The organism is Ochrobactrum soli (genome assembly GCF_003664555.1).
Lineage (GTDB): Bacteria > Pseudomonadota > Alphaproteobacteria > Rhizobiales > Rhizobiaceae > Brucella > Brucella teleogrylli.
In genome coordinates, this window is sequence record NZ_RCHH01000003.1 from 270,568 (window position 1) to 292,113 (window position 21,546).

Genomic DNA, 21,546 nt, shown 5'->3' on the forward strand with positions numbered 1-21,546 from the left:
GCCGCGGATGGTCGCGTTCCTTTGGACTTAGATCCCGAAGGTCACCAGCCCGTTTTCATCGATGCGCCAGGCCGGGTTCCACGCAATTTCCCAGGCGTGGTCGTCGGGATCGGCGACATAACCGCGAAAGCCGCCATGCGGGGGCGCGTCGGCGGCGCGCAGCAGCGTCCCGCCTGCCTCTGTCAGCCGCTGCATCAGCGGCGCGACATCTGCTTGTTGCTCCACATTATGGGCGAGCGAAAATGCCCCCGGTTGCACAAGGCCGCGACGGTTCATGTCGGCTTCGAGCGATGATTTAAGGAAGGTGCCGAGAACGAACCCGTTCATCTGGTAGAAGATGATCTCGTCATTTTCAAATATCGGCGTCCAGCCCAAGCCTTCGACATAGAAGCGACGCGAATTGGCGAGGTCGGCAATACCGAGTGTAATAACGGAAATTTGCTGTTTCATTGTCCAAACCCTTAACCCTCCGGCGCACCATTGCTCCGGAGTTGAAGGTCAGGGGACACATTGCGATCGCAGAACCGCGAAGGTCAGGACCCGTCTCTGGCATCATACTATGCCGTTGCACGGGAGCCGGGCTAACCGCACCGACCTCTCCTTTTTAGACCCGGACTGTCTATCACGTTCCGGGCCTGAATTCAATTTCGGTAAGCTTTCGATTTAGAGCATTTCCAGCAAAAGTGCGTAGCGGTTTTGCGTGGGATAATGCGCAAAAACAAATAGACAGAGCGGTTCCACGATTCCGTGCTAACCGGAACCGCTCTAATGACGAACCGAGCCGACCAACAGATTGTCCGGTGCTTCGATGGTGACCCAGCGACCGGTATTGTTCGCGGCCTGACGCTTCAGATAGGTGTAGTCGGTTTCGTTCCAGCGCAGAACTTCGTCGGTCAGATTGTCGAGAACGAAGTCGCCGCGGTCGGTGCGAACGGTCAGCACGGCATGGCCTTCGCCGTCCGGCTTGCGCACGACAGTGATCAGAAGATCACTGATCGGAATGCCAGCCTTTTGCAACTCGCGCTGCTTGAGCAGCACATAGTCTTCGCAATCGCCCACGGTGGTCGGATAAGCCCAATATTCCTCGACGCCGTAGATTTCCATATCGGTCATCGGCTTGATGCGTTCATTGACCGAAAGATTGACTTCGACAATGCGCTGCCAGTTGGCATGACCGAGCGGCAACGGGCTGGTGTCGCGGCTGGCAATATTGCATTCCTGCGCTTCGCGCTTGCAGAATTCGTAATGGCCGATTGGCTGCGAGGTGACCTTGCCAGTCTGCATGAAGTCGCCAGAGGCTGCTTCAGCACCAAAGCCCGTCATCAGCACCGAAGCCGCGAAAGCAGCTGCTGCCATCATTTTCTTGGTCGAGCGAACAACGCAAAACATACTAAACGCCCTTGCCGGAAACTCTTTTATTAACGAAACGTTAAAATCTGAAACACTTGCGAGTCAATTCGCTTTGCCGCTTCACCGCCCAACATCTTAATTAATGGTTAACGCGGGTGGTCTGAAATAATACAATCTATGATTGAATTCGTTAGGTTTTTCAGCCGTTGTGTACGCTTGGTGACCACTCATAATTTTGCCATGCTGAGGGAGCTTGTTTTTGCCAGCGAATATGCCAATGGTTGGCACATTCCACCGGACCCTTGAGGTCCATTTGCAAAGGCCACGGGATGACAAGCGCAACCACGCGCAAGGCCACGGCAGACGATATCGATGCGTTATTGCGCATCGAAGAGCGCTGTTTCGAAACAGACCGCATTTCCCGACGTTCCTTCCGCGCATTAATCGCGCGTCCCACCGCAGAAACCATCATTGCGGAAGCTGACGGCAAGATCATCGGCTATGCGATGATCCTTTTCCGGCACGGTACGGCACTGGCGCGGCTCTATTCGATTGCCGTTGATCCGGATGCAGGCGCCAAGGGTATCGGCGCGCTTTTGCTCCAGGCGGCAGAGACGGCGGCCTTTGAGCATGACCGTCCGTTGCTACGGCTTGAAGTGCGCGAGGACAATGCGCGGGCGATCGCTCTTTATAAGCGCCACGGCTATCGCCCGATTGGGCGCTATCTCGATTATTATGCCGACCATTCCAACGCCTTGCGTTTCGAAAAGACGGTGCGCGGCGGCGTGCCTCTGGCAACACCATTTGCCTATTACCGGCAGACGACCGATTTCACCTGTGGTGCGGCCTGTCTGATGATGGCGCTTGCCCGGCACAAGCCCGGAACCGCGCTCGATCCGGTGCTGGAAATCCGTCTGTGGCGCGATGCAACCACGATCTACATGATGTCCGGGCCGGGCGGCTGCGAGCCTTTCGGCCTTGCCGTCGCCGGGCATGAGCATGGATTGAAGGCATCCATCATCGTCTCCATTGAGGATATGCTGTTTCTGCAATCGGTGCGTTCGGAAAAGAAGCGCCGGGTGATGCGGCTTGCACAGACCGATTTTCGCCAGCGCACGGAAGCCTATGGCATTCCGGTGGAATATCGCGGTTTCACTTTGTTCGACATCATCACGGCGCTGCGGCGGGGCGCGTCGGTGATCGTTCTGATCAGCGGCTATCTCATGTTCGGCAACAAGGTGCCGCATTGGGTGCTCGTCCATGGCGAAGATGGCCGTCACATTTTTATTCATGATCCGTGGGTGGAAGAGAAACAGGGCGAAAGCATCGCCGATGCGGCCAATGTGCCGGTTCCCTTCCACATCTTCGACCGCATCGCACGCTTCGGCAGCGATGGGCTGAGAGCAGCTGTGATTCTCGAAAAAGGGACAGACTGATGACGATCTGCGTCATTCTCGTTGGGCGCCTCTCGGATATCGACAATGGCGCGACACCGCACAAGGTCATGACCAATCGCGATTATCTCGCGCATCCGGCCCTGTTCAACGGCCAGCAGCGCCCGCGCATTATCAACCTGTCGCGGAGCTATACCTATCAAAGCCGCGGCTATTATGCCTCGCTTCTGGCGGAGGCGCGCGGTCACCGGATCATTCCGTCCGTCGAGACGATGATTGATCTGTCCGAACGGCGGCTCTATGAGAATGCCATTCCCGAGCTGGAAGACATGCTCAACAAGGCGTTGGGCAAGCATCCCGAAAAAGCGCCAGAAACCATCCACGTCCATTTCGGGCTGGCCGAGAACCCGGAATTCGAGCGTTTCGGCAGGCTATTGTTCGACTGGTTCCGTGCGCCGTCGCTGGAAGTAACGGTCAAGCCCGGCGAGTGGGCGCGTATCCAGAAAATCGGCTTTGCCAATATTGCGAAATTCTCAAAACATCAAAAGGAGCGTTTCGAGGATGCGCTCGACCGCTATACGCAGCGCGAATGGCGGGCGGCCAAGCCAAAGGTTCCGGCCCGTTATACGGTCGCCACGCTCTGCGATCCGAAAGAGGCGATGCCGCCTTCATCCATGGCGTCACTGAAGCATTGGGCGAAGATCGCAGCGCGCCTCGGCGTTGAAGTGGACCCCATCGGCAGGAAGGACCTGTCGCGACTTGCCAATTACGATGCGTTGTTCATCCGCGAAACCACGTCGATTTCCAACCATACCTATCGCTTTGCGCGACGGGCGCAGCAGGAAAACATGCCGGTCATCGACGATCCGATTTCGATGATCCGCTGCACCAACAAGGTTTATCTGCACGAACTGATGCAGGCCAATGATGTGGCCGTGCCGCAGACCGTGATGATTGCGGGCGAGGAGGATCTGGAGCGGGCCGCCGATATGCTGGGCTTTCCGCTGGTCATCAAGATACCGGATTCGTCCTTCTCGCGCGGGGTGAAGAAGGTGAAGGATATTGCCGAGCTGAAGGCGTTGGCGATGCTGTGGCTTCAGGACAGCGATCTTCTGCTGGCGCAGAAATATATGCCGACCCGGTTCGACTGGCGTGTGGGCGTCCTCGACGGCAAGCCGCTCTTCATCTGTCAGTATATGATGGCGAAAAACCACTGGCAGATCGTCAAGCACGATACGGGCGGCAAACCGCTTGAGGGCGGCTTTCGCACCTATACGCTGGCGGATGCGCCCAAAGCGGTTCTGGAAACCGGCCTGCGCGCTGCGCGGTGTATTGGCGATGGATTATACGGTGTCGATCTGAAGGAGACGGATGACGGTGTCGTGGTGATCGAAGTCAATGACAATCCCAATCTCGAACACGGCATCGAGGATGCGGCGGAAAAAGACGACGTCTGGATCAATCTGACCCGCTGGTTCATCGATCGGCTGGATCGCAAACAGCGTATCCCGGAAGAGTTGAAAGCAGTACCTGCCCAGCCCAGGCTGGTACTGCTCTAATTCTTCGTTTTTACGCGCATCTTTTCCGAAAACCGGCTCCCGCTTTTCGGGATGCGCTCTAGAATCTGATCATTGCTTTACGCCGGATTACATCGGCGTGAAGCAGACCTTGGTATGTCCGGCGCCGATGAAGCCGAGACGGCTTGCAGCACCCTTGGAGAGATCCAGCACGCGTCCCTTGATGAATGGGCCGCGGTCGTTGATGCGCACGACGAGCGACTTGCCATTTCTCTGATTGGTAACTTTGACCTTGCTGCCAAGCGGCAGGGAGCGGTGCGCTGCGGTCAATCCGGCTGGGTTCATACGTTCACCCGAAGCCGTGCGGGAGGTCAGGGCGTACCAGGAGGCACCGCCGCATTGCTGTGCCGAGGCTTCGATTGCGCTGACAGCGAGAAGGCTGGTTGCTGCAAAGCCGAGCATAGCCATACGGGTCTTGAAGTTCATACCAGTTCCACTAGTTGTTAACGGGGCGCTTTGACAGTTTTGCTGAGAAAGACCTGAGCGAAGTGGAATCTAAATGTGGCGATGACGTGGTTCGAATGAGAACATTATGCGATAATTGAATCTATATCCGCAGCGGAATATCATCCTATACTATGCGTTGTTTACTTATATTTCGAAACATAACTGAGGAATATTTTGAAGGATTCGGTTCTGTTGCTGTAAAAGCGTTTACGATTCGTTAGGAATCTGGCGCATGGCTTCGTGTGGCCTTGTTTTACGCGGTGGAATCCAAGAAAAACTGCTTTTAGCGGTTCAACCGCTGTCGCCTGACCCTACAATTTTTATTTGTAGCGCAAGTTTTAAAGCCTCTTCTAAAAGTTGTCGAAATGCGGCATTTTCCGGGCAAAAATGCAATTTGGCCGTGTGTGTGGCAATTTTTACAGGTCGGTTTTTTCTTATCCACAGGCCGGAAAACGGCGCTTATGACGTTTCTTTGACCGTGCAGCCAGTGCAATTTATGGAAGAAATCCTGCTATATGCCTGTGGCGAACAGATGTGATTCCAACGGAAAACATGCAGGACGATCATCCCGACACGAACACGAATGCCTCCGTTCCGGCGATATCCGCTGGCAAGCGGGCGCTCTATCTCGTACTGGGCTTTGTCATGCTTGCGCTTGGCATCATCGGCGCCGTCTTGCCGGTCATGCCGACGACCATCTTCATCATTCTGGCGGCCTGGTTCTTTGCGCGGTCTTCGCCCAAACTTGAAGCGCGGCTTCTTGCCGACCCGCGTTTCGGCCCGCTGATCGTCAAGTGGCGTGACCGTGGCGCGATACCACCAAAGGCGAAGCTCTATGCCTGCCTGGGCATGCTTGTCGGCTACGGTTTTTTCTGGTGGGGCGCCCATCCGGGTCCGCTGCTGGCGATTGCGGTAACCATTTTCATGCTGGGCTCTGCGGCCTATGTGCTTTCTCGGCCCAGCGAGTAACCGCTTTAAACCCTCATCCCTTCGCGATAAGAGTGGCGTCATTGCTATGGAGCCCCCGATGAATTTGCCTGCCGTCAATCCGCTGATCGATCAACTCTCCGCGCCGCCCATTCCGGCCGTGCAGGCCTGGGCGCGGGATTATGACGACAGCCACGGCCCGCTGATCGATCTTTCGCAGGCGGTTCCGGGCTATCCGCCGCATCCCGACATGCTGCGCTTTCTGGGCGAGGCGGCGGGTTCGCTGGCCTGCGCAGGCTACGGACCGATTGAAGGCGAGGCTGTACTGCGTCAGGCCTATGCCACGCATGTCGGCTCGCTTTATGGTGCTTCGATTGAAGCGCGCAATGTGCATGTCACATCCGGCTGCAATCAGGCTTTCATCGCGGCCATCATGTGCGTGGCTGGCAGCGGCGATACGGTGCTGACGACCGACCCGTTCTATTTCAACCACCGTTCGTCACTGGAAATGCTTGGCATCAATCCGGCTTCCTTTCCCTGCCGTGCTGAAAATGGCTTTGTGCCGATGGTTGAGGATGTGCGGGCGGCGCTGCATCCCGGTGTGAAGGCGCTGACGCTTGTTTCCCCGAACAACCCGACCGGCGCGGTCTACCCGCCGGAACTGCTCGGCCAGATCTATGCGCTGTGCCGCGCCAACGGCACGTGGCTGATCCTCGATGAAACCTATCGCGATTTTCTGCCGACTGCCGGTGAGGCGCCGCACGGGCTGTTCGGCGAGGCCGACTGGCCGTCGCATCTGATCCAGCTCTATAGCTTCTCGAAATCCTTCTGCATTCCGGGGCATCGTCTGGGGGCCATTGTTGCAGGCGTCGATATGGTGGCCAATATAGCCAAGGTGATGGATAATCTGCAAATCTGCGCCACACGTGCGCCGCAGGTGGCTGTTGCCCGTGCGCTTGCGCCGCTGGAAGCCTGGCGCAACGAGAACCGCAAGGAAATCGCGCGCCGGTCTGCAACACTTCGCTCCGTCATGGCGGCTGTCGATGGCTGGCGTGTTGAAGCGGTTGGGGCCTATTTCGCCTTCGTGCGGCACCCTTTCGAGGGCCTATCATCGGTGACGGTTGCAGAACGCCTTGCGAAGTCGCTCGGCATTGTCACATTGCCGGGTGTCTTCTTCGGTGAAGGACAGGAAGCTTTTCTGCGCTTTGCCTTTGCCAATGCCGATGTGGCGGGCATCGAAGCCACGGGAGCCCGTTTGCCAAGCTTACGGCTTTGATTCCCATAACAGTTCCAGCAGCTCTTCCATGGCATCCAAAGTCCCACACAATTGGTGGAGGGTGGATTGCTACAAACCTGTAACATTACTGTCATATGAATGTAATATAGAGCGCGTAGACGGCTACTGACGCTAATCGTCATAGGCTTTTTACAACAGGAGCTGCTGCTCATGAACAAGATGATTTCCTCGACCGCGGCGCTGGCCATTGCCGCCGTTCTGTCGGTTTCCGCTGCCCAGGCGCGCGATCAGATTCAGGTTGCCGGTTCCTCCACCGTGCTGCCTTATGCAAAGATCGTCGCTGAAACCTTCGGCGAAACCTATCCGAACTTCAAGACGCCGGTTGTTGAATCGGGCGGTTCGGGCGCCGGCATCAAGGAATTCTGCAAGGGCGTCGGTGAAAACACCATCGACATCGCCAATGCATCGCGCGCCATGAAGGATTCGGAACTGAAGTCGTGCGTTGACGCTGGCGTCAAGGACGTTCAGGAAGTGCGCTTCGGTTATGACGGCATCGTCTTCGCAACCGACGCCAAGGGTCCGGATTGGAAGCTGAAGCCGGAAGACGTCTACAAGGCTCTGGCCGCCAAGGTTGTTGTCGATGGCAAGCTGGTCGACAATCCAAACACCAAGTGGAACCAGGTGAACCCGAACCTGCCGGATTGGGACATTGCTGCCTATATCCCGGGCGAAAAGCACGGCACCCGTGAAGTTTTCGAAGAAAAGGTTCTGGCCGACGGCTGCAAGCACTCCGGCGCTCTGGACGAAATCAAGAAGACCGGTCTCGACGACAAGGCTGCCGCTTCGGCCTGTATCGCAGTGCGTAAGGACGGTAAGGCTGTCGACATCGACGGCGACTATGCTGAAACGCTGGCGCGCATCGACTCCAACAAAACCGGCGTTGGCGTTTTCGGCCTCTACTTCTTCGAAAACAATGCCGACAAGCTGAAGGTTGCGACCGTCAACGACATCACGCCATCGGCTGCCACCGTCGCCTCGGGTGAATATCCGGTTTCGCGTCCGCTGTTCTTCTACGTGAAGAAGGCTCACCTCGGCGTCGTGCCGGGCCTCAAGGAATATGTCGATTTCTTCCTGAACGACCAGATGATCGGTCCTGACGGCCCGCTCGCTGAATATGGTCTGGTGCCGGCTCCGGATGCAGAACGCGAAGCACAGCGCGCCGCCTTCACCGAAGGCAAGACGCTGGCTGCAAAGTAAGTCTAAAACTGTGGAACGCGGGGATGAAACCTCCCCGCGTTCTTCTCCTTTCGCGCCATTCTAATATGAGAGGCGCAATCGCGCGGAGCTGACAGTCTGGTCATTGGGGACACGTCTATGTCGTTTCGCATTTTTCAGGGCAACCGGGGAAATTGAATGTCCTTCTTTCTGGTTCTCGTCAGCGTCATTGCAATCGGGTTGGTCGGCTTCTTTATTGGCCGTCAGCGCGCCGTTGCACTGGACAAAGCGCAGCCTGTCGCGCCCCAAGGTTCGGGGCAAGGATCGACGGCCGAGAAAATGCATTCCCGCCCGCATTATCATGGCTGGTGGGTTTTCCTCGTTTCTGCATTGCCTGCAGTGCTGTTTCTTGCCGTCTGGGCTGTCGGATCGTCCGTCTATCTCGATCACAGCGCCACCGCACGACTACCCGATGCCGTCGAGGATGGTTCTTACACCAATCGCAGCCTTCAGCTCGGTATGGTGCGCGGCCTCGCCAACGGGCTTGAGCGCCTGATACCGGCTGAGCTGGAAAGCTTCCCGACCAACTATCAGGATGCGCGCTCGGTTCTCGGCAACAAGGGCGTGGCTCTCGCAACCGAGGGGCAGGACTATATGGTGCCGATCGCCCTCTATCTGAAGAAGGCGACGGACCTCACGCACACGATCGGCGCTGCCGTGGCGCTGGTCATTGCGGTTGCCGGTCTGATTTTCGGTCTTTCCACGATCAACCGCCGCATGCGCGCCCGCAACAATGTCGAGCGCATCGTGCTGTGGGGGCTGATCGCGGCGTCGGGCATCGCCATTCTGACCACTGTCGGCATCATCTGCTCGATGCTGTTCCAGACGATCAGCTTCTTTCAGTCGGTTTCGCCGTGGAATTTCTTCTTCGGCACGGTCTGGGACCCGCGCTTTGCTGCTGCCGGTTCCGGCGGTGAGACGGGCCAGTTCGGCCTGATCCCGCTTCTGGCCGGTACGCTCTACATCGCGCTGGTCGCTATGCTGTTCGCGGTTCCGGTCGGTCTGTTCGCCGCCATCTACATGGCCGAATATGCCTCGCCGCGCGTGCGCACGGTGGTTAAGCCGGTGCTTGAACTGCTCGCCGGTATTCCCAGTATCGTCTACGGCTTCTTCGCCCTTGTGACGGTCGGCCCGTTCCTGCGTGATCTTTCCGCCGCGATTGCGGGCGGTCAGGGCTTCATCATGGCGCAGAGCGTTTTGACCGCCGGTCTCGTCATGGGTGTGATGCTTATTCCTTTCGTGTCGTCGCTTTCCGACGACATCATCACCGCCGTGCCGCGCACGCTGCGCGACGGCTCGCTCGGTCTTGGCGCCACCCGCTCCGAAACTGTCAAGCGCGTTGTCCTGCCTGCGGCACTCCCGGGCATTGTCGGCGCACTTTTGATGACCGCTTCACGCGCCATCGGTGAAACCATGATCGTGGTTCTGGCGGCAGGCGTTGCGGCGCGTATCAACATCAACCCATTCGACGCGATGACCACCATCACGGTGAAAATCGTCAATCAGCTGACCGGCGACCTTGAGTTCAACTCGCCGCAGACGCTGGTTGCCTTTGCACTTGGCATCACGCTTTTCGTCCTGACGCTGATCATGAACATCTTTGCGCTGCATATCGTGCGCAAGTACCGGGAGCAGTACGAATAATGACCGATACGACCTTCAACGCAAGCGGTACGGCGACTGCACAACCCGCCCGCCGCGATATCGGACTGAAACGCCGCTACGCTGCCGAACGCCGCTTCCGCCTCTATGGCATCGCTGCAATCGCCATTGGCGTGTTCTTCCTCTGCGCGCTGCTGTTCTCGGTTTTCTCCAAGGGCTACACCGCCTTCTGGCAGACGACGCTCTACCTTCCGGTCAAGATCGACGCGCAGGTGATCGATCCGGGCAACAAGCGGGCGACCGATCCCAACGTGCTGATCGCCGCGAACTATCCGCTTCTGGTGCGCAATGCGCTGGCTGAAAAGCTCGGCGTCGCAACCACCGACCGCCCGGCCATGCGCGATCTTGGCCGCTTCTATTCCGACGGCGTGCGCGTTCAGCTGCGCCAGATGGTGATGGACAATCCGGCCATCATCGGCACGACACAAACTGTTCCGGTTCTGGCCGGTGCGGATATCGATTCCGCCTTCAAGGGGCAGATCGATCTGACCGTCCCTGAAACGAGCCGCAAGGTATCGGACCGTCAGGTTGGCTGGATGAAGACGCTTTCGGAAGAAGGCGTCATGAAGGAGGCATTCAACACCGGCCTCTTCACTTATGGCGCATCGAGCCGCCCGGAAACGTCGGGGCTCGGCGTGGCGCTGGTCGGTTCGCTCTATATGATGCTGATCGTGCTGGGTCTGGCTCTGCCTATCGGCGTCGCCGCTTCGATCTATCTGGAAGAGTTCGCCAAGAAGAACCGCTGGACGGATATGATCGAGGTGAACATCAACAATCTCGCAGCCGTACCGTCCATCGTGTTCGGTCTGCTGGGGCTTGCGGTCTTCGTCAACTTCTTCAACCTGCCGCGCTCAGCCTCGCTGGTCGGCGGTCTGGTGCTGACGCTGATGACGCTGCCGACGATCATTATCGCAACGCGTGCCGCCCTGCGCGCCGTGCCGCCGTCGATCCGCGCAGCAGCGCTCGGTCTCGGTGCTTCCAAGACGCAGATGGTGTTCCATCACGTCCTGCCGCTTGCCGCACCAGGCATTCTGACGGGCACGATCATCGGGCTTGCCCATGCGCTCGGCGAAACCGCGCCGCTTCTGCTGATCGGCATGGTGGCTTTCGTGGCGGATGTTCCGTCCACGCCGATGGACCCGGCGACCGCCTTGCCTGTCCAGATCTATATGTGGGCCAATGAAGCAGAACGCGCCTTTGTGGAACGCACGTCCGGCGCTATCATCGTCTTGCTTCTGTTCCTGGCCGTGATGAACATTGCAGCAATCATTCTGCGCCGCCGGTTCGAGCGCCGCTGGTAAACGGGAGTCGAAGCTATGAATTTGATGACTGAACGAACTCTCGAGAAAGCCGTAGGAGAAAAGATGAACGCCAACGCCAGTTCCGTAAAGATGCGCGGCGACAAGGTTTGCGTATTCTATGGTGAGAAGCAGGCCCTTTTCGACGTCAATCTGGATGTTCCGGAAAAGATGGTGACGGCGCTGATCGGTCCTTCCGGCTGCGGCAAGTCCACCTTCCTTCGTTCGCTCAATCGCATGAACGACACGATTGAAGGTTGTCGCATCGCTGGCAAGATCACGCTCGATAATGAGGATATCTACGATCCGAAGATTGATGTGGTGGAACTACGCGCCCGTGTCGGCATGGTGTTCCAGAAGCCGAACCCGTTCCCGAAGTCGATCTACGAGAACGTCGCCTACGGCCCGCGCATTCACGGTCTGGCCCGCACGAAGGCCGATCTGGAGGAAATCGTCGTGACCAGCCTTCAGAAGGCCAGCCTGTTCGAGGAAGTGAAGGATCGCCTGCACGATGCGGGCACGGGCCTTTCCGGCGGCCAGCAGCAGCGCCTGTGCATTGCACGTGCGATCGCGGTTAGCCCGGAAGTCATCCTGATGGACGAACCCTGCTCGGCGCTTGATCCGATTGCCACCGCCAAGGTGGAAGAGCTGATCGACGAACTGCGCCAGAACTACACCATCGTCATCGTCACGCACTCAATGCAGCAGGCGGCCCGCGTTTCGCAGCGCACCGCCATGTTCCATCTCGGCAATCTGGTCGAAGTGGGCGACACGGAAACGATGTTCACTGCGCCGACGGAAAAGCGCACGCAGGATTACATCACCGGACGCTTCGGCTAACAAACCGGGGGCAGGGGAAAGCAACCCTTGCGCGCGGATTGCGTCAGAACAAACAGAAGTGCGGCTTCCCCGCAATTTATATTACGAGGTCTACCATGCCGTCTCAGCATACCGTTCGTTCCTACGATGAGGAACTGAAGTTTCTCACCCACAAGATCGCCGAAATGGGCGGACATGCGGAACGTATGGTCGAACAGTCGGTCGCAGCGATCGTCAATGCCGACAACGCCCTTGCACAGCGCGTCATTTCCGACGACCTGATCCTGGATGCCAGCGAGCGCGAAATCGACGACAAGGCCGTGATGATCATCGCCAAGCGCCAGCCGATGGCGGTGGACTTGCGCGAAATCATCGGTTCGATCCGCATTTCCGCCGATCTGGAGCGCGTTGGCGATCTGGGCAAGAACATTGCCAAGCGCGTTGCCGCCGTTTCTGAATCCCGCCAGCCGGTCAAGCTCTATCGCGGTCTGGAAACGCTCGCCGAACTGGCGCTGACCCAGCTGAAAGACGTGCTCGACGCCTATTCGTCGCGCTCGGTGCAGCAGATCAATGTCGTGCGTGATCGCGACGACGAGATCGACGCCATGTACACCTCGCTGTTCCGCGAGCTGCTCACCTATATGATGGAAGATCCGCGCAATATTTCGGCCTGCACGCATCTTCTGTTCTGCGCCAAGAATATCGAGCGCATCGGCGACCATGCGACCAACATCGCGGAAACCGTTTATTACATCGTGACCGGCCTGCAGATGCCTGCCGAACGACCGAAGGAAGACCTGAGCCACGGCATCGTCGTGGATGAGGCACGCAAGCCCTGAGTAAGCGCTGCATTTGGAGCGATCAGGGCAGATTGCAGGATTGCTCCCAAATGCGGTGGAGAATGTGTGAATAGCGCGGCGGCACGCGGTCGATGGGGGGACGTGTATCTTCCGCTCGCCGGTTTAAGATAGGGAATAATGGATGTCACAGGTACCCAAAATCGCTGTGGTGGAAGACGAAGAAGCGCTGAGCGTTCTGCTGCGCTACAATCTTGAGGCCGAAGGCTATCAGGTGGACACGATGCTGCGCGGCGACGAGGCTGAAATCGCGCTGCGCGAGAACGTCCCTGATCTCCTCATCCTCGATTGGATGCTTCCCGGCGTATCGGGCATCGAACTGTGCCGCCGTCTGCGCCAATGGCCGGAGACGGAACGCCTGCCGGTCATTATGCTGACCGCGCGCGGCGAGGAAAGCGAACGCGTTCGGGGTTTAAGCGTCGGGGCCGACGACTATGTCGTGAAGCCCTTCTCGACGCCGGAACTCCTGGCCCGCGTCAAGGCGATGCTGCGCCGTGCCAATCCAAGCCTGCTGTCGCATGTTCTGAAAGTAGGCGATCTGGTGCTCGACCGTCAGCAGCACCGCGTTTACCGCAAGGAAAAGGAAGTCCGTCTTGGACCGACGGAGTTCCGTTTGCTCGAATATTTCATGATGTCGCCGGGCCGCGTTTTCTCGCGCAGTCAGCTTCTCGACGGTGTCTGGGGACCGGATATCTATGTCGATGATCGCACCGTGGATGTCCATGTCGGACGCTTGCGCAAGGCCATCAACTTGGGTCGCGCGCTCGATCCGATCCGCACGGTACGCGGCGCGGGATATTCTTTCGGCTGATCGTGCGTCGATAAAAAACTTCTTTTCGAGCCCGTCTTTCCTCATCGAAAGGCGGGCTCGATCACTTTCTGAAGCGCTCTTGCGGCCTGTTATCCTTGCCAGCCGATTCGGTCCGGCGAGACGCTGAAAAGGCTGAAAATCGCTAATCTCACGGAATGTTACGCTTCTTGTATCAAAGTTGAAGGAACCAGCGCAGGACTTGCTAAAACAGTTACGCCGCAGATTTTCCCAACCTGATGAAGCAAGATATATCAAAATTTTACAGCAGTTGCGAATTAAGGCAGGGTTGTGACCTGTATTGAGGAACTATCATTTCCATCAAATCAAAGGTTTATCTCTTTTCCGCAGGTTCATTAAGAAAATATTAATAGTTTTGAATGGTTTGTGTGGACAATTGCGCTCGTGATTCGGGTTTCATTTGCGACCATTTCGATGGTTTCAGCAATTTCGGAATTTGACCCATTGCCTTTTTTTGGCCTAAAAATTCCAAAACCTTGAAGAAGACGAGCGACGGCAGGTTGTTTGATTTTTGATCTTCGCCTGCTTTGACTTGCACCGCAGCTAGACCCGTATTGGTCATTTTTGGCCTTCGGATCGACTGCTTCAGTTAAGGGTCCTGAATATGAGACTGAGCCGTTGACGCGCGCTGGTAATTGGAAGCTGCCTGTATTGGCAGGACTGCTCGTAGCGCCCTTCGTAGTGACGGGTTGCACGACGACCGGCACCACAGCCAAGACCGAGAAGACGGCGGCCGTAAGTCACGTCAAGTCGGTCAACGGTGTCAAGACCTATACCTATACGGCAAGGGACAAGGAGTGTCTCGAGCGCGCCATGTTCTTCGAATCGAACCGCTCCAGTTCCGATGGTCTGATGGCTGTCGGCACGGTTGTTATGAACCGCCTCGCATCGGGCCGTTATCCCGATACGATTTGCGGCGTCGTCGGCCAGAAGAACCAGTTCGCGCCCGGCGTTCTCACCCGCAAGATGGAATCCAGCAAGCTGCCCGATGTTCAGGCCGCAGCCGACGCCGTGCTGAAAGGCCAGCGCCATCCGAAGCTGAAGAACGCCATGTTCTTCCATACGGCAGGCCTGAAGTTCCCCTACAACAACATGCACTATGTGCTGGTTGCTGGCGGTAATTCCTTCTACGAAAAACGCAATCGCGACGGTTCGTTGCAGAATCCGGTGCCGCAGGAACCATATAACCTCGCGCTCGCCTATTCGCCGCAATCGCCTTCGCTGCCGCAAGACCCGTCCTATGACGTGACCTTGCCGCAGGCGGGACCGGTTCCGGCAGCAGCGCCAACCGTACAGGTCGCGCTGGCGGATGCGTCCAAGATGGAAACCTCTGTGCGTGGCAGCGGCCTTGGACCGCAGGCGCGGGGCAATCGCCTTGCGCATCAGAATGGTGTAGCGACGGCGCAGCAGCAAATTCAGCAGGTCGCGTCCTATCAGCCGCAATTCGATACGTCGGCACCGGCAAGCCAGCCGCAATCGCTTGGCTATGCGGCGGCAGACCAGAAGCAGGTCGATGCAATCGGCGCATTGCTTCTGTCGCAGGACCGTCCGGAAACGCCTCTATAAGTTGAGTTGAACAGATTTGGTGCGGGCTAATCTTTCCGATTGGCCCGCATTTTTTATTTGAGCTCTGCATTCCATCGCTATTAGCGGGGACGAACCACGACCGGACGATAGATCGGCTGATAGAGCATGATGGGCTGATCGTAGAAATCGACGCGGTTTTCCCAGGCGCGGCGATCCGCCCGGCGGTCGAGATCGAGCCGCTGCAGACAGTTGGCAAATGCGTCGGTCCGCGGTTTGAAGCCGTAGCCGAGACATGTCTGTTCGTCGGCAGCGCGGCGCTCTTCTGGTGTCATGGTGACGCAACCGGCCAGCAGGCCTGCGAGCCCCAGCAAAACAAGTAGTTTCCTGTTCATCGTCATTCGTCCTGTGTAACTGCCCGCTGCTTCAATAATAGCGCAGGTGCAGGGAAAAGAGTGGTGAAATTATGCCGTTTGGTAAACTGATGACGAGAGTATAAAAGTGATTCCAAACCGCGCTCCCTTTTTAAAGGGACGCGTCTTCGCATCAAAAGAGGTCCCGCAGCTCATGGCTCACGATATGCAAAATCCTGTCATCGATCCGGTAAAGCTCGAACGTCTGGCGGAAGTCGCCGTGCGCGTCGGCCTGCAATTGCGCGAGGGACAGGATCTGATCATCACGGCGCCGGTTGTCGCCCTGCCGCTGGTGCGGCTGATTGCCAAACACGCCTATAAGGCGGGCGCAGGTCTGGTGACGCCGTTCTTCGCCGATGATCAGATTGCGCTGGCCCGCTATGAAAACGCACCCGATGCAAGCTTCGACCGCGCCGCGGACTGGCTCTATCAGGGTATGGCCAAGGCCTATTCGGAAGGTGCGGCGCGTCTTGCGATTGCTGCCGACAACCCGATGCTCCTGTCCAGCCAGGACGCCGCCAAGGTTTCGCGTGCCAATCGCGCAAATTCCAAGGCCTATCAGCCTGCGCTGGAAAAGATCGCGGGCTTCGATATCAACTGGAACATCGTTTCCTATCCAAATGTGGCATGGGCGAAGCTGATGTTCCCGAATGAGCCGGAAGAGGTTGCGACCCGCAAGCTGGCCGAAGCCATTTTTGCCGCTTCACGCGTGGATGTCGAAGATCCGATCGGCGCATGGGCCGCGCATAATGCAGCGCTTCGCACCCGCACCCGTTTCCTGAACGGCAAGGCCTATAGCGCCTTGAACTTCAAAGGTCCGGGCACGGACCTGACGGTCCGGCTTGCCGACGGCCACGAGTGGCACGGCGGCGCATCGACGGCGAAGAACGGCATTACCTGCAATCCGAATATTCCAACGGAAGAGGTTTTCACCACACCGCACGCCTTGCGCGTCGATGGTTATGTCGCCAGCACCAAGCCACTTTCGCATCAGGGCACGTTGATCGAGAATATCGCCGTCCGTTTCGAAGCGGGCCGGATTGTCGAAGCCAAGGCGAGCCGTGGTGAGGAAGTGCTGTCGAAGGTACTCGACACGGACGAAGGCGCGCGCAGGCTCGGCGAGGTGGCGCTGGTGCCGCATTCGTCGCCGATCTCGCAAAGCGGTCTCTTGTTCTATAACACGCTGTTCGATGAAAATGCTGCGAGCCATATCGCGCTCGGCCAGTGCTATTCCAAGTGCTTCATCGACGGCGCCAAGCTGACGCCGGAACAGATCAAGGCGCAGGGCGGCAATTCCAGCCTCATCCACATTGACTGGATGATCGGTTCCGGCGAAATCGACGTTGATGGCATCAAGGCCGATGGCAGCCGCGAGCCGGTGATGCGTCGCGGCGAATGGGCCAGCTAGAGCATTTCCAGCAAAAGTGCGTTGCGGTTTTGCGTAGGATAATGCGTAAAAACAAAGAGATAGAGCAGTTGCCCGATTCCGTTTTTACCGGAACCGCTCTGAGTGCTGGACGCCGGAAATTGAAAAGGCCGGGAAATTTCCCGGCCTTCTTCATGATTGCGATGAGCTGAAGCCTCAATTCTTTTCCTGCACATGGGCTTCGAGGAACCATAGCGCCTTGTCCAGCGAGCGCGAAGCGGCGGTAAAAATATCCGCCGTGTTGTCGTCGCCCGCCTCGTCTGAATCCTTGATCGATTTGCGCAGAAGATTGGCGACATCGCCATAGCGCTCGATCAGCGCGCCCAGATGATCGTGAACCGCATAAATATCGGTCGGATAGGGCTTCAGTTTCGTTTCCTTCACCACAATCTGCGACGTGCCATAGGCCGTGCCGCCAAGCTGCACCGCCCGTTCGGCAATGGTGTCGACGTGATCGTCGAGTTCGGTGCGGAAACCGTCGAGCATTTCGTGCACTGCGATAAATTGCGGCCCCTTGAGGTTCCAATGCGCCTGCTTGGTGATCAGTGCAAGATCGATGGTCGCAGCCAGATTTTCGTTCAGAAGCGCGATCATGGACGTCTTGGTGTTGGAAGGAAGATCGTTGCGGGTTGCATGCGTCGACTTATTGGACATTTTATCCTCATATCCTTTGCACAATCAGGCGCGAGCGATTGGCTGGCTCGCAGCGATTGGGAGAATCGCCAGCGTCGGGGCGGTCGAAGAGAGGCGCAAACGGAATCATCCCGCACCCAACGAAAAAACGCCTGTCAGCCGATTTTGTTCCGCAGAAAAAGATGAAAATGATAAGAACCGCTGCTCTTTGGCGATGAATTGGTGTCGGCTTCGGCAGGGTTAGACTTGTCGCGGGGCCAATTCTCATTTACCCGGAAGTGCATGAAGATACTCGCCCTCGATACCGCCGCTTCCTATTGCGCCGCCGCCGTCTATGACGCTGGCCGCGATGTCGTTCTTGCTCAGGTCAGCGAGAATATCGGCAAGGGGCACGCCGAAGTGCTGATGGATTATGTCGGGCGTGCGCTGGCCGAGGCAGGTGTCACGATAAACGATATCGACCGGGTGGCGGTGAATATCGGCCCCGGTTCTTTCACGGGCGTGCGCATCGGTGTTTCGGCGGCGCGGGGTTTTGCACTGGCGCTCGGGTCCCCGGCGATTGGCGTCACCGCCTTCGAGGCGCTGGCGGATGAGACAATCACACACATGCCGGGCAAGCCGGTGACGATCCTGCTCGACGCGCATCGCGGCGAGATTTATGCGCAGACATTCGACGCCAATGGTGCTGCCCTGTCCAAGCCAGCGGTGCTGTCGCGGGAAGAAGCGGAAGCTTTTGCAGGCAATGCGCCCCTCGATACCGTGCTGGCCGGATCGGCAGCAAAGTCGATCAACGAGGCCTTGGGCGACAAGTTTGCGCTTGGCCTCATAGAACCGACAGCCAATATCGCCACTTTCGCCCGCCTGGCGGCCACTCGCACACCCGCTGACGCGCCGAAGCCGCTTTACATGCGCGGGCCAGATGCCAAGCCGCAGGTCGGGTTTGCATTGCCGCGCAGGCAGGCCGGAGAATAGGCGATGATGGGCTTGCCATTCGGTCGCTTCGGTCGCCGACAGGTTTCGGTGGAAGCGCTCAGCGTGCAGGACAGCCATGTGATCCAGCGCATTCATGCCGTCGCGTTTCACCATGGCTGGAGCTCGGACGATTTTCGCTCGCTGATCGGGCAGGATACGGTTTTCGGCTTTGTCGCCCGTGCGGAAGGCAAGCCCAATGACGCCTGCGGTTTCGTTCTGGCGCGGCTGGTTGCCGGAGAAGCGGAAATTCTCACCATCGCAGTTTCTCGCGATGTGCAACGGCAGGGTGTCGGTCGCGCGCTGATGGATGCCGTGTTGCGCTATCTCTATCAGGAACGGGCGGAAACGCTGTTTCTCGAAGTCGATGAAGCCAATGTCGCGGCGCAGGCGCTTTACCGGCGTCTCGGGTTTCAGAAGGTCGGTGATCGCCCGGCTTATTACGAAACCGCCAATGGGCGCTCGGCAGCGCTCGTTCTGCGCCGCGATCTGAAGAGACCGCAATGATTGGCGCGATCCGGGTCTTTCTCGTTCTCGCGGCCATGGTCATGCTGAGCCTGTCGCTGATCCCGGTTCAATATGTGTTTCTGAAACTCAGGAATGGCTGGAAACGCAGCCTGCCCAATTTTTTCCACCGCGTGATTGCGCGGTTGTTCGGCTTTCGGGTGCGCACCGTCGGCGAAATGCATCGCGGTCGCCCGTTGTTGCTGGTCGCCAATCATACGTCCTGGAGCGACATTGTTGTCCTGTCCTCGGTCGGGCAGGTGTCGTTCATCGCCAAGTCAGAAGTGCGCAGCTGGCCGATTTTCGGCATGTTCGCTGTTTTGCAGCGGACCGTTTTTGTCGAGCGCGAGCGGCGCGGCAAGACCGGCGAACAAACCTCTGAAATCGCCACGCGGATGAGCGAGGGAGATGCCATGGTGCTGTTTCCCGAAGGCACGACCTCCGATGGCAATCGGGTCTTGCCGTTCAAGACCGCTCTTTTCGGCGCAGCCCATGCAGCGATCAAGGAAGCCGGTGTGCCGGAAGTGCTCGTGCAGCCGGTCGCCATCGCCTATACCGGCGTGCATGGCATGGCCATGGGGCGCTATTTTCGCCCGATTGCATCCTGGCCGGGCGATGTCGAGCTGATGCCGCATCTGAAAGGCATCCTGCGCGAAGGTGCCATCGATGTTGAAATCCGCTTCGGCGAGCCGATGGTCGTCACGGCAGCCACAGACCGCAAGATGCTGGCCCGCACCATGGAAAGCCGGGTGCGCACACTTTTGCAAAGCGCACTTCTGGGCCGTGAGATTTCGGAAGAGTAACCAGCATTTTCAGCAAAAGTGCGAAGCGGTTTTGCGTTCGAAAATGCGATAGCGAAAAAGCCGATCAGTTTGTCACCTTCCAAAGCGGCGACAAAAGCTGTAGATAGCCCCGCATGAGCGAAAACATCACCGATATTGTGCCAGCGGCAGACCACGCCGATACGCGTTCGAATACGCGCAAGGTTTTTGTCAAAACCTATGGCTGCCAGATGAATGTCTATGACAGCCAGCGCATGGCCGACAGCCTTGCAGCGGAAGGCTATGTCGCGACCGATACGCCGGACGATGCCGATCTGGTGCTGCTGAACACCTGCCATATCCGCGAAAAGGCCTCGGAAAAGCTCTATTCGGCGCTGGGACGCCTGCGCAAGATGAAGGACGCGCGGCAAGCCAATGGCAAGGAACTGACCATCGGTGTTGCTGGCTGCGTGGCACAGGCCGAAGGACAGGAAATTCTGCGCCGAGCGCCGAATGTCGATCTGGTGATCGGACCGCAGACCTATCATCGCCTGCCCAATGCGCTGGCGCGCGTTCGCGGCGGCGAAAAGGTCGTCGAGACCGAATATGCGCTTGAAGACAAGTTTGAACATCTGCCGTCGCCGAAGCGCGAGGAAACCCGCAAGCGCGGCGTTTCTGCTTTTCTGACGGTGCAGGAAGGCTGCGACAAGTTCTGCACCTTCTGCGTGGTGCCCTATACGCGCGGTTCGGAAGTGTCGCGCAGCGTCAAACAGATCGTGGCCGAAGCGGAACGCCTTGCCGATGGCGGTGTGCGGGAACTGACCCTGCTCGGCCAGAACGTCAATGCCTGGCATGGCGAGGGCGACGATGGCCGCGAATGGGGGCTGGGCGAATTATTGTTCCGCCTCGCGCGTATTCCGGGTGTTGCGCGCCTGCGTTATACGACTAGCCATCCGCGCGATATGGATGACAGCCTGATCGCCGCGCATCGCGACCTGCGCCAGCTAATGCCTTATCTACATCTGCCGGTGCAGTCCGGCTCGGACCGTATTCTCAAGGCGATGAACCGCCGCCACAAAGCGGACGAATATCGACGCCTGATCGAGCGCATCCGTGACGTGCGTCCGGATATGGCGCTGTCGGGCGATTTCATTGTCGGCTTCCCCGGCGAGACCGATCAGGATTTCGAAGATACGATGCAGCTGGTGCGCGATGTGAATTACGCGCAGGCCTATTCCTTCAAATATTCGCCACGTCCCGGCACGCCCGGCGCGGATCTGTCCGGTCATGTGGACGAAGCGGTGAAAGACGAGCGGCTTCAGCGCCTGCAGGCTTTGCTGTCGGAACAGCAATATGCGTTTCAGGAATCCATGATCGGTCGCGAGATGGACGTGCTTTTAGAAAAGCCCGGCCGTCAGGCGGGGCAGATGGTGGGACGCTCGCCCTGGCTCCTTCCGGTGATCATCGATGACAACAATGATCAGGTCGGCGAAATTATTCATGTGAAAATCACCTCCACTGGGACCAATAGCCTTATTGCGCAAAAACTGGCGTGAAGGCATGATACCGTTCAGGCAGATGGTTCGGCGCTTGAGTCTCGTGCCGATAATCCTGTCGGGCCGATGATCCCGTCGGAACTGTGAT

At 57.9% G+C, this 21,546-nt stretch carries 23 protein-coding genes; 17 read left to right on the forward strand and 6 right to left on the reverse strand.

Annotated elements, in window-relative coordinates; genetic code table 11:
* Window positions 1–27: 27 nt before the first annotated feature.
* The gene (locus tag D8666_RS06705) at window positions 28–450 is read right to left on the reverse strand and encodes a VOC family protein (protein ID WP_121536960.1); all 423 of its coding nucleotides are present in this window, start codon (window positions 448–450) and stop codon (window positions 28–30) included.
* A gap of 315 nt (window positions 451–765) precedes the next feature.
* Complete coding sequence (locus D8666_RS06710) at window positions 766–1,389, reverse strand: transglutaminase-like cysteine peptidase (protein ID WP_121536962.1); 624 nt, start codon at window positions 1,387–1,389, stop codon at window positions 766–768.
* Window positions 1,390–1,679: 290 nt separating this feature from the next.
* Here D8666_RS06710 and D8666_RS06715 point away from each other — a divergent pair, with 290 nt between their 5' ends.
* Window positions 1,680–2,786 carry a peptidase C39 family protein gene (locus tag D8666_RS06715; protein WP_121536964.1) on the forward strand — a complete coding sequence of 369 codons (1,107 nt, stop codon included), beginning with the start codon at window positions 1,680–1,682 and terminating at the stop codon, window positions 2,784–2,786.
* Window positions 2,786–4,303 carry a RimK family ATP-grasp domain-containing protein gene (locus tag D8666_RS06720; protein ID WP_121536966.1) on the forward strand — a complete coding sequence of 506 codons (1,518 nt, stop codon included), beginning with the start codon at window positions 2,786–2,788 and terminating at the stop codon, window positions 4,301–4,303. Before D8666_RS06715 ends, D8666_RS06720 begins: the two co-directional genes overlap by 1 nt.
* Window positions 4,304–4,390: 87 nt before the next feature.
* Here D8666_RS06720 and D8666_RS06725 read toward each other — a convergent pair whose 3' ends face one another.
* Window positions 4,391–4,747, reverse strand: coding sequence for a septal ring lytic transglycosylase RlpA family protein (locus tag D8666_RS06725; protein ID WP_078337695.1), 357 nt, complete (start codon window positions 4,745–4,747; stop codon window positions 4,391–4,393).
* Between the two features lie 253 nt (window positions 4,748–5,000).
* Here D8666_RS06725 and D8666_RS24175 point away from each other — a divergent pair, with 253 nt between their 5' ends.
* The 9 genes from D8666_RS24175 to phoB all read left to right on the forward strand — a co-directional run bounded on the left by D8666_RS24175 (window position 5,001) and on the right by phoB (window position 13,654).
* Window positions 5,001–5,306, forward strand: coding sequence for a hypothetical protein (locus D8666_RS24175; RefSeq protein ID WP_167836043.1), 306 nt, complete (start codon window positions 5,001–5,003; stop codon window positions 5,304–5,306).
* Between the two features lie 14 nt (window positions 5,307–5,320).
* Window positions 5,321–5,737: a YbaN family protein gene (locus tag D8666_RS06730; RefSeq protein WP_109370344.1), complete on the forward strand. Its 417-nt coding sequence runs from the start codon at window positions 5,321–5,323 to the stop codon at window positions 5,735–5,737.
* Window positions 5,738–5,801: 64 nt separating this feature from the next.
* Window positions 5,802–6,971 carry an aminotransferase gene (locus tag D8666_RS06735; RefSeq protein ID WP_209445967.1) on the forward strand — a complete coding sequence of 390 codons (1,170 nt, stop codon included), beginning with the start codon at window positions 5,802–5,804 and terminating at the stop codon, window positions 6,969–6,971.
* 171 nt (window positions 6,972–7,142) lie between these two features.
* Entirely contained in the window at window positions 7,143–8,189 is a 1,047-nt protein-coding gene (locus D8666_RS06740) for a PstS family phosphate ABC transporter substrate-binding protein (protein WP_109370086.1), read from the forward strand.
* 156 nt (window positions 8,190–8,345) lie between these two features.
* On the forward strand, window positions 8,346–9,851 hold the full coding sequence (gene pstC, locus D8666_RS06745; RefSeq protein ID WP_121536970.1) for a phosphate ABC transporter permease subunit PstC: 1,506 nt from the start codon (window positions 8,346–8,348) through the stop codon (window positions 9,849–9,851).
* Window positions 9,851–11,170: a phosphate ABC transporter permease PstA gene (pstA, locus tag D8666_RS06750; protein ID WP_121536972.1), complete on the forward strand. Its 1,320-nt coding sequence runs from the start codon at window positions 9,851–9,853 to the stop codon at window positions 11,168–11,170. Before pstC ends, pstA begins: the two co-directional genes overlap by 1 nt.
* Window positions 11,171–11,185: 15 nt before the next feature.
* Entirely contained in the window at window positions 11,186–12,007 is an 822-nt protein-coding gene (gene pstB / locus D8666_RS06755) for a phosphate ABC transporter ATP-binding protein PstB (protein WP_121536974.1), read from the forward strand.
* Window positions 12,008–12,102: 95 nt separating this feature from the next.
* Complete coding sequence (gene phoU / locus D8666_RS06760; RefSeq protein WP_109370090.1) at window positions 12,103–12,825, forward strand: phosphate signaling complex protein PhoU; 723 nt, start codon at window positions 12,103–12,105, stop codon at window positions 12,823–12,825.
* Between the two features lie 142 nt (window positions 12,826–12,967).
* The gene (gene phoB, locus D8666_RS06765) at window positions 12,968–13,654 is read left to right on the forward strand and encodes a phosphate regulon transcriptional regulator PhoB (RefSeq protein WP_078337701.1); all 687 of its coding nucleotides are present in this window, start codon (window positions 12,968–12,970) and stop codon (window positions 13,652–13,654) included.
* Between the two features lie 364 nt (window positions 13,655–14,018).
* Here the strand turns inward: phoB and D8666_RS06770 are convergent, their stop codons facing one another.
* A complete protein-coding gene (locus D8666_RS06770) occupies window positions 14,019–14,234 on the reverse strand; it encodes a hypothetical protein (RefSeq protein ID WP_235858892.1) in 216 nt (71 codons plus the stop codon).
* 56 nt (window positions 14,235–14,290) lie between these two features.
* Here D8666_RS06770 and D8666_RS06775 point away from each other — a divergent pair, with 56 nt between their 5' ends.
* On the forward strand, window positions 14,291–15,238 hold the full coding sequence (locus D8666_RS06775; protein WP_121536976.1) for a cell wall hydrolase: 948 nt from the start codon (window positions 14,291–14,293) through the stop codon (window positions 15,236–15,238).
* A gap of 80 nt (window positions 15,239–15,318) precedes the next feature.
* Here the strand turns inward: D8666_RS06775 and D8666_RS06780 are convergent, their stop codons facing one another.
* Window positions 15,319–15,597: a hypothetical protein gene (locus D8666_RS06780; RefSeq protein ID WP_121536978.1), complete on the reverse strand. Its 279-nt coding sequence runs from the start codon at window positions 15,595–15,597 to the stop codon at window positions 15,319–15,321.
* A 166-nt stretch (window positions 15,598–15,763) separates the two neighbouring features.
* On the opposite strand from D8666_RS06780, the gene D8666_RS06785 reads away from it, so the two are divergent.
* The gene (locus tag D8666_RS06785; protein ID WP_121536980.1) at window positions 15,764–17,017 is read left to right on the forward strand and encodes an aminopeptidase; all 1,254 of its coding nucleotides are present in this window, start codon (window positions 15,764–15,766) and stop codon (window positions 17,015–17,017) included.
* Window positions 17,018–17,191: 174 nt separating this feature from the next.
* Here the strand turns inward: D8666_RS06785 and dps are convergent, their stop codons facing one another.
* Window positions 17,192–17,689: a DNA starvation/stationary phase protection protein Dps gene (dps, locus tag D8666_RS06790; protein ID WP_121536982.1), complete on the reverse strand. Its 498-nt coding sequence runs from the start codon at window positions 17,687–17,689 to the stop codon at window positions 17,192–17,194.
* Window positions 17,690–17,950: 261 nt separating this feature from the next.
* Between dps and tsaB the strand changes: the two genes are divergently transcribed.
* The 4 genes from tsaB to miaB all read left to right on the forward strand — a co-directional run bounded on the left by tsaB (window position 17,951) and on the right by miaB (window position 21,458).
* Window positions 17,951–18,640, forward strand: a complete 690-nt coding sequence (gene tsaB / locus D8666_RS06795) for a tRNA (adenosine(37)-N6)-threonylcarbamoyltransferase complex dimerization subunit type 1 TsaB (protein ID WP_121536984.1) — start codon at window positions 17,951–17,953, stop codon at window positions 18,638–18,640.
* A 3-nt stretch (window positions 18,641–18,643) separates the two neighbouring features.
* Window positions 18,644–19,144 (forward strand): ribosomal protein S18-alanine N-acetyltransferase, encoded by a 501-nt coding sequence (rimI, locus tag D8666_RS06800; protein ID WP_121536986.1) that lies wholly within the window; start codon window positions 18,644–18,646, stop codon window positions 19,142–19,144.
* Window positions 19,141–19,944 carry a lyso-ornithine lipid O-acyltransferase gene (gene olsA, locus D8666_RS06805; RefSeq protein WP_121536988.1) on the forward strand — a complete coding sequence of 268 codons (804 nt, stop codon included), beginning with the start codon at window positions 19,141–19,143 and terminating at the stop codon, window positions 19,942–19,944. Before rimI ends, olsA begins: the two co-directional genes overlap by 4 nt.
* Window positions 19,945–20,057: 113 nt before the next feature.
* Window positions 20,058–21,458, forward strand: a complete 1,401-nt coding sequence (miaB, locus tag D8666_RS06810; RefSeq protein WP_121536990.1) for a tRNA (N6-isopentenyl adenosine(37)-C2)-methylthiotransferase MiaB — start codon at window positions 20,058–20,060, stop codon at window positions 21,456–21,458.
* The last annotated feature ends 88 nt before the right edge of the window (window positions 21,459–21,546 follow it).

Excerpts from the sequence above, each read along its gene's own strand:
- D8666_RS06715 (WP_121536964.1), top strand. The coding sequence starts at position 1,680 with ATGACAAGCGCAACCACGCGCAAGGCCACGGCAGACGATATCGATGCG.
- D8666_RS06725 (WP_078337695.1), bottom strand. The coding sequence starts at position 4,747 with ATGAACTTCAAGACCCGTATGGCTATGCTCGGCTTTGCAGCAACCAGC.
- D8666_RS06710 (WP_121536962.1), bottom strand. The coding sequence starts at position 1,389 with ATGTTTTGCGTTGTTCGCTCGACCAAGAAAATGATGGCAGCAGCTGCT.
- tsaB (WP_121536984.1), top strand. The coding sequence starts at position 17,951 with ATGAAGATACTCGCCCTCGATACCGCCGCTTCCTATTGCGCCGCCGCC.
- D8666_RS06705 (WP_121536960.1), bottom strand. The coding sequence starts at position 450 with ATGAAACAGCAAATTTCCGTTATTACACTCGGTATTGCCGACCTCGCC.
- pstB (WP_121536974.1), top strand. The coding sequence starts at position 11,186 with ATGAATTTGATGACTGAACGAACTCTCGAGAAAGCCGTAGGAGAAAAG.
- D8666_RS06730 (WP_109370344.1), top strand. The coding sequence starts at position 5,321 with ATGCAGGACGATCATCCCGACACGAACACGAATGCCTCCGTTCCGGCG.
- miaB (WP_121536990.1), top strand. The coding sequence starts at position 20,058 with ATGAGCGAAAACATCACCGATATTGTGCCAGCGGCAGACCACGCCGAT.
- D8666_RS06780 (WP_121536978.1), bottom strand. The coding sequence starts at position 15,597 with ATGACGATGAACAGGAAACTACTTGTTTTGCTGGGGCTCGCAGGCCTG.
- D8666_RS06720 (WP_121536966.1), top strand. The coding sequence starts at position 2,786 with ATGACGATCTGCGTCATTCTCGTTGGGCGCCTCTCGGATATCGACAAT.
- phoU (WP_109370090.1), top strand. The coding sequence starts at position 12,103 with ATGCCGTCTCAGCATACCGTTCGTTCCTACGATGAGGAACTGAAGTTT.
- D8666_RS24175 (WP_167836043.1), top strand. The coding sequence starts at position 5,001 with ATGGCTTCGTGTGGCCTTGTTTTACGCGGTGGAATCCAAGAAAAACTG.
- olsA (WP_121536988.1), top strand. The coding sequence starts at position 19,141 with ATGATTGGCGCGATCCGGGTCTTTCTCGTTCTCGCGGCCATGGTCATG.
- phoB (WP_078337701.1), top strand. The coding sequence starts at position 12,968 with ATGTCACAGGTACCCAAAATCGCTGTGGTGGAAGACGAAGAAGCGCTG.
- D8666_RS06770 (WP_235858892.1), bottom strand. The coding sequence starts at position 14,234 with ATGACCAATACGGGTCTAGCTGCGGTGCAAGTCAAAGCAGGCGAAGAT.
- pstA (WP_121536972.1), top strand. The coding sequence starts at position 9,851 with ATGACCGATACGACCTTCAACGCAAGCGGTACGGCGACTGCACAACCC.
- rimI (WP_121536986.1), top strand. The coding sequence starts at position 18,644 with ATGATGGGCTTGCCATTCGGTCGCTTCGGTCGCCGACAGGTTTCGGTG.
- D8666_RS06785 (WP_121536980.1), top strand. The coding sequence starts at position 15,764 with ATGGCTCACGATATGCAAAATCCTGTCATCGATCCGGTAAAGCTCGAA.
- D8666_RS06740 (WP_109370086.1), top strand. The coding sequence starts at position 7,143 with ATGAACAAGATGATTTCCTCGACCGCGGCGCTGGCCATTGCCGCCGTT.
- dps (WP_121536982.1), bottom strand. The coding sequence starts at position 17,689 with ATGTCCAATAAGTCGACGCATGCAACCCGCAACGATCTTCCTTCCAAC.
- pstC (WP_121536970.1), top strand. The coding sequence starts at position 8,346 with ATGTCCTTCTTTCTGGTTCTCGTCAGCGTCATTGCAATCGGGTTGGTC.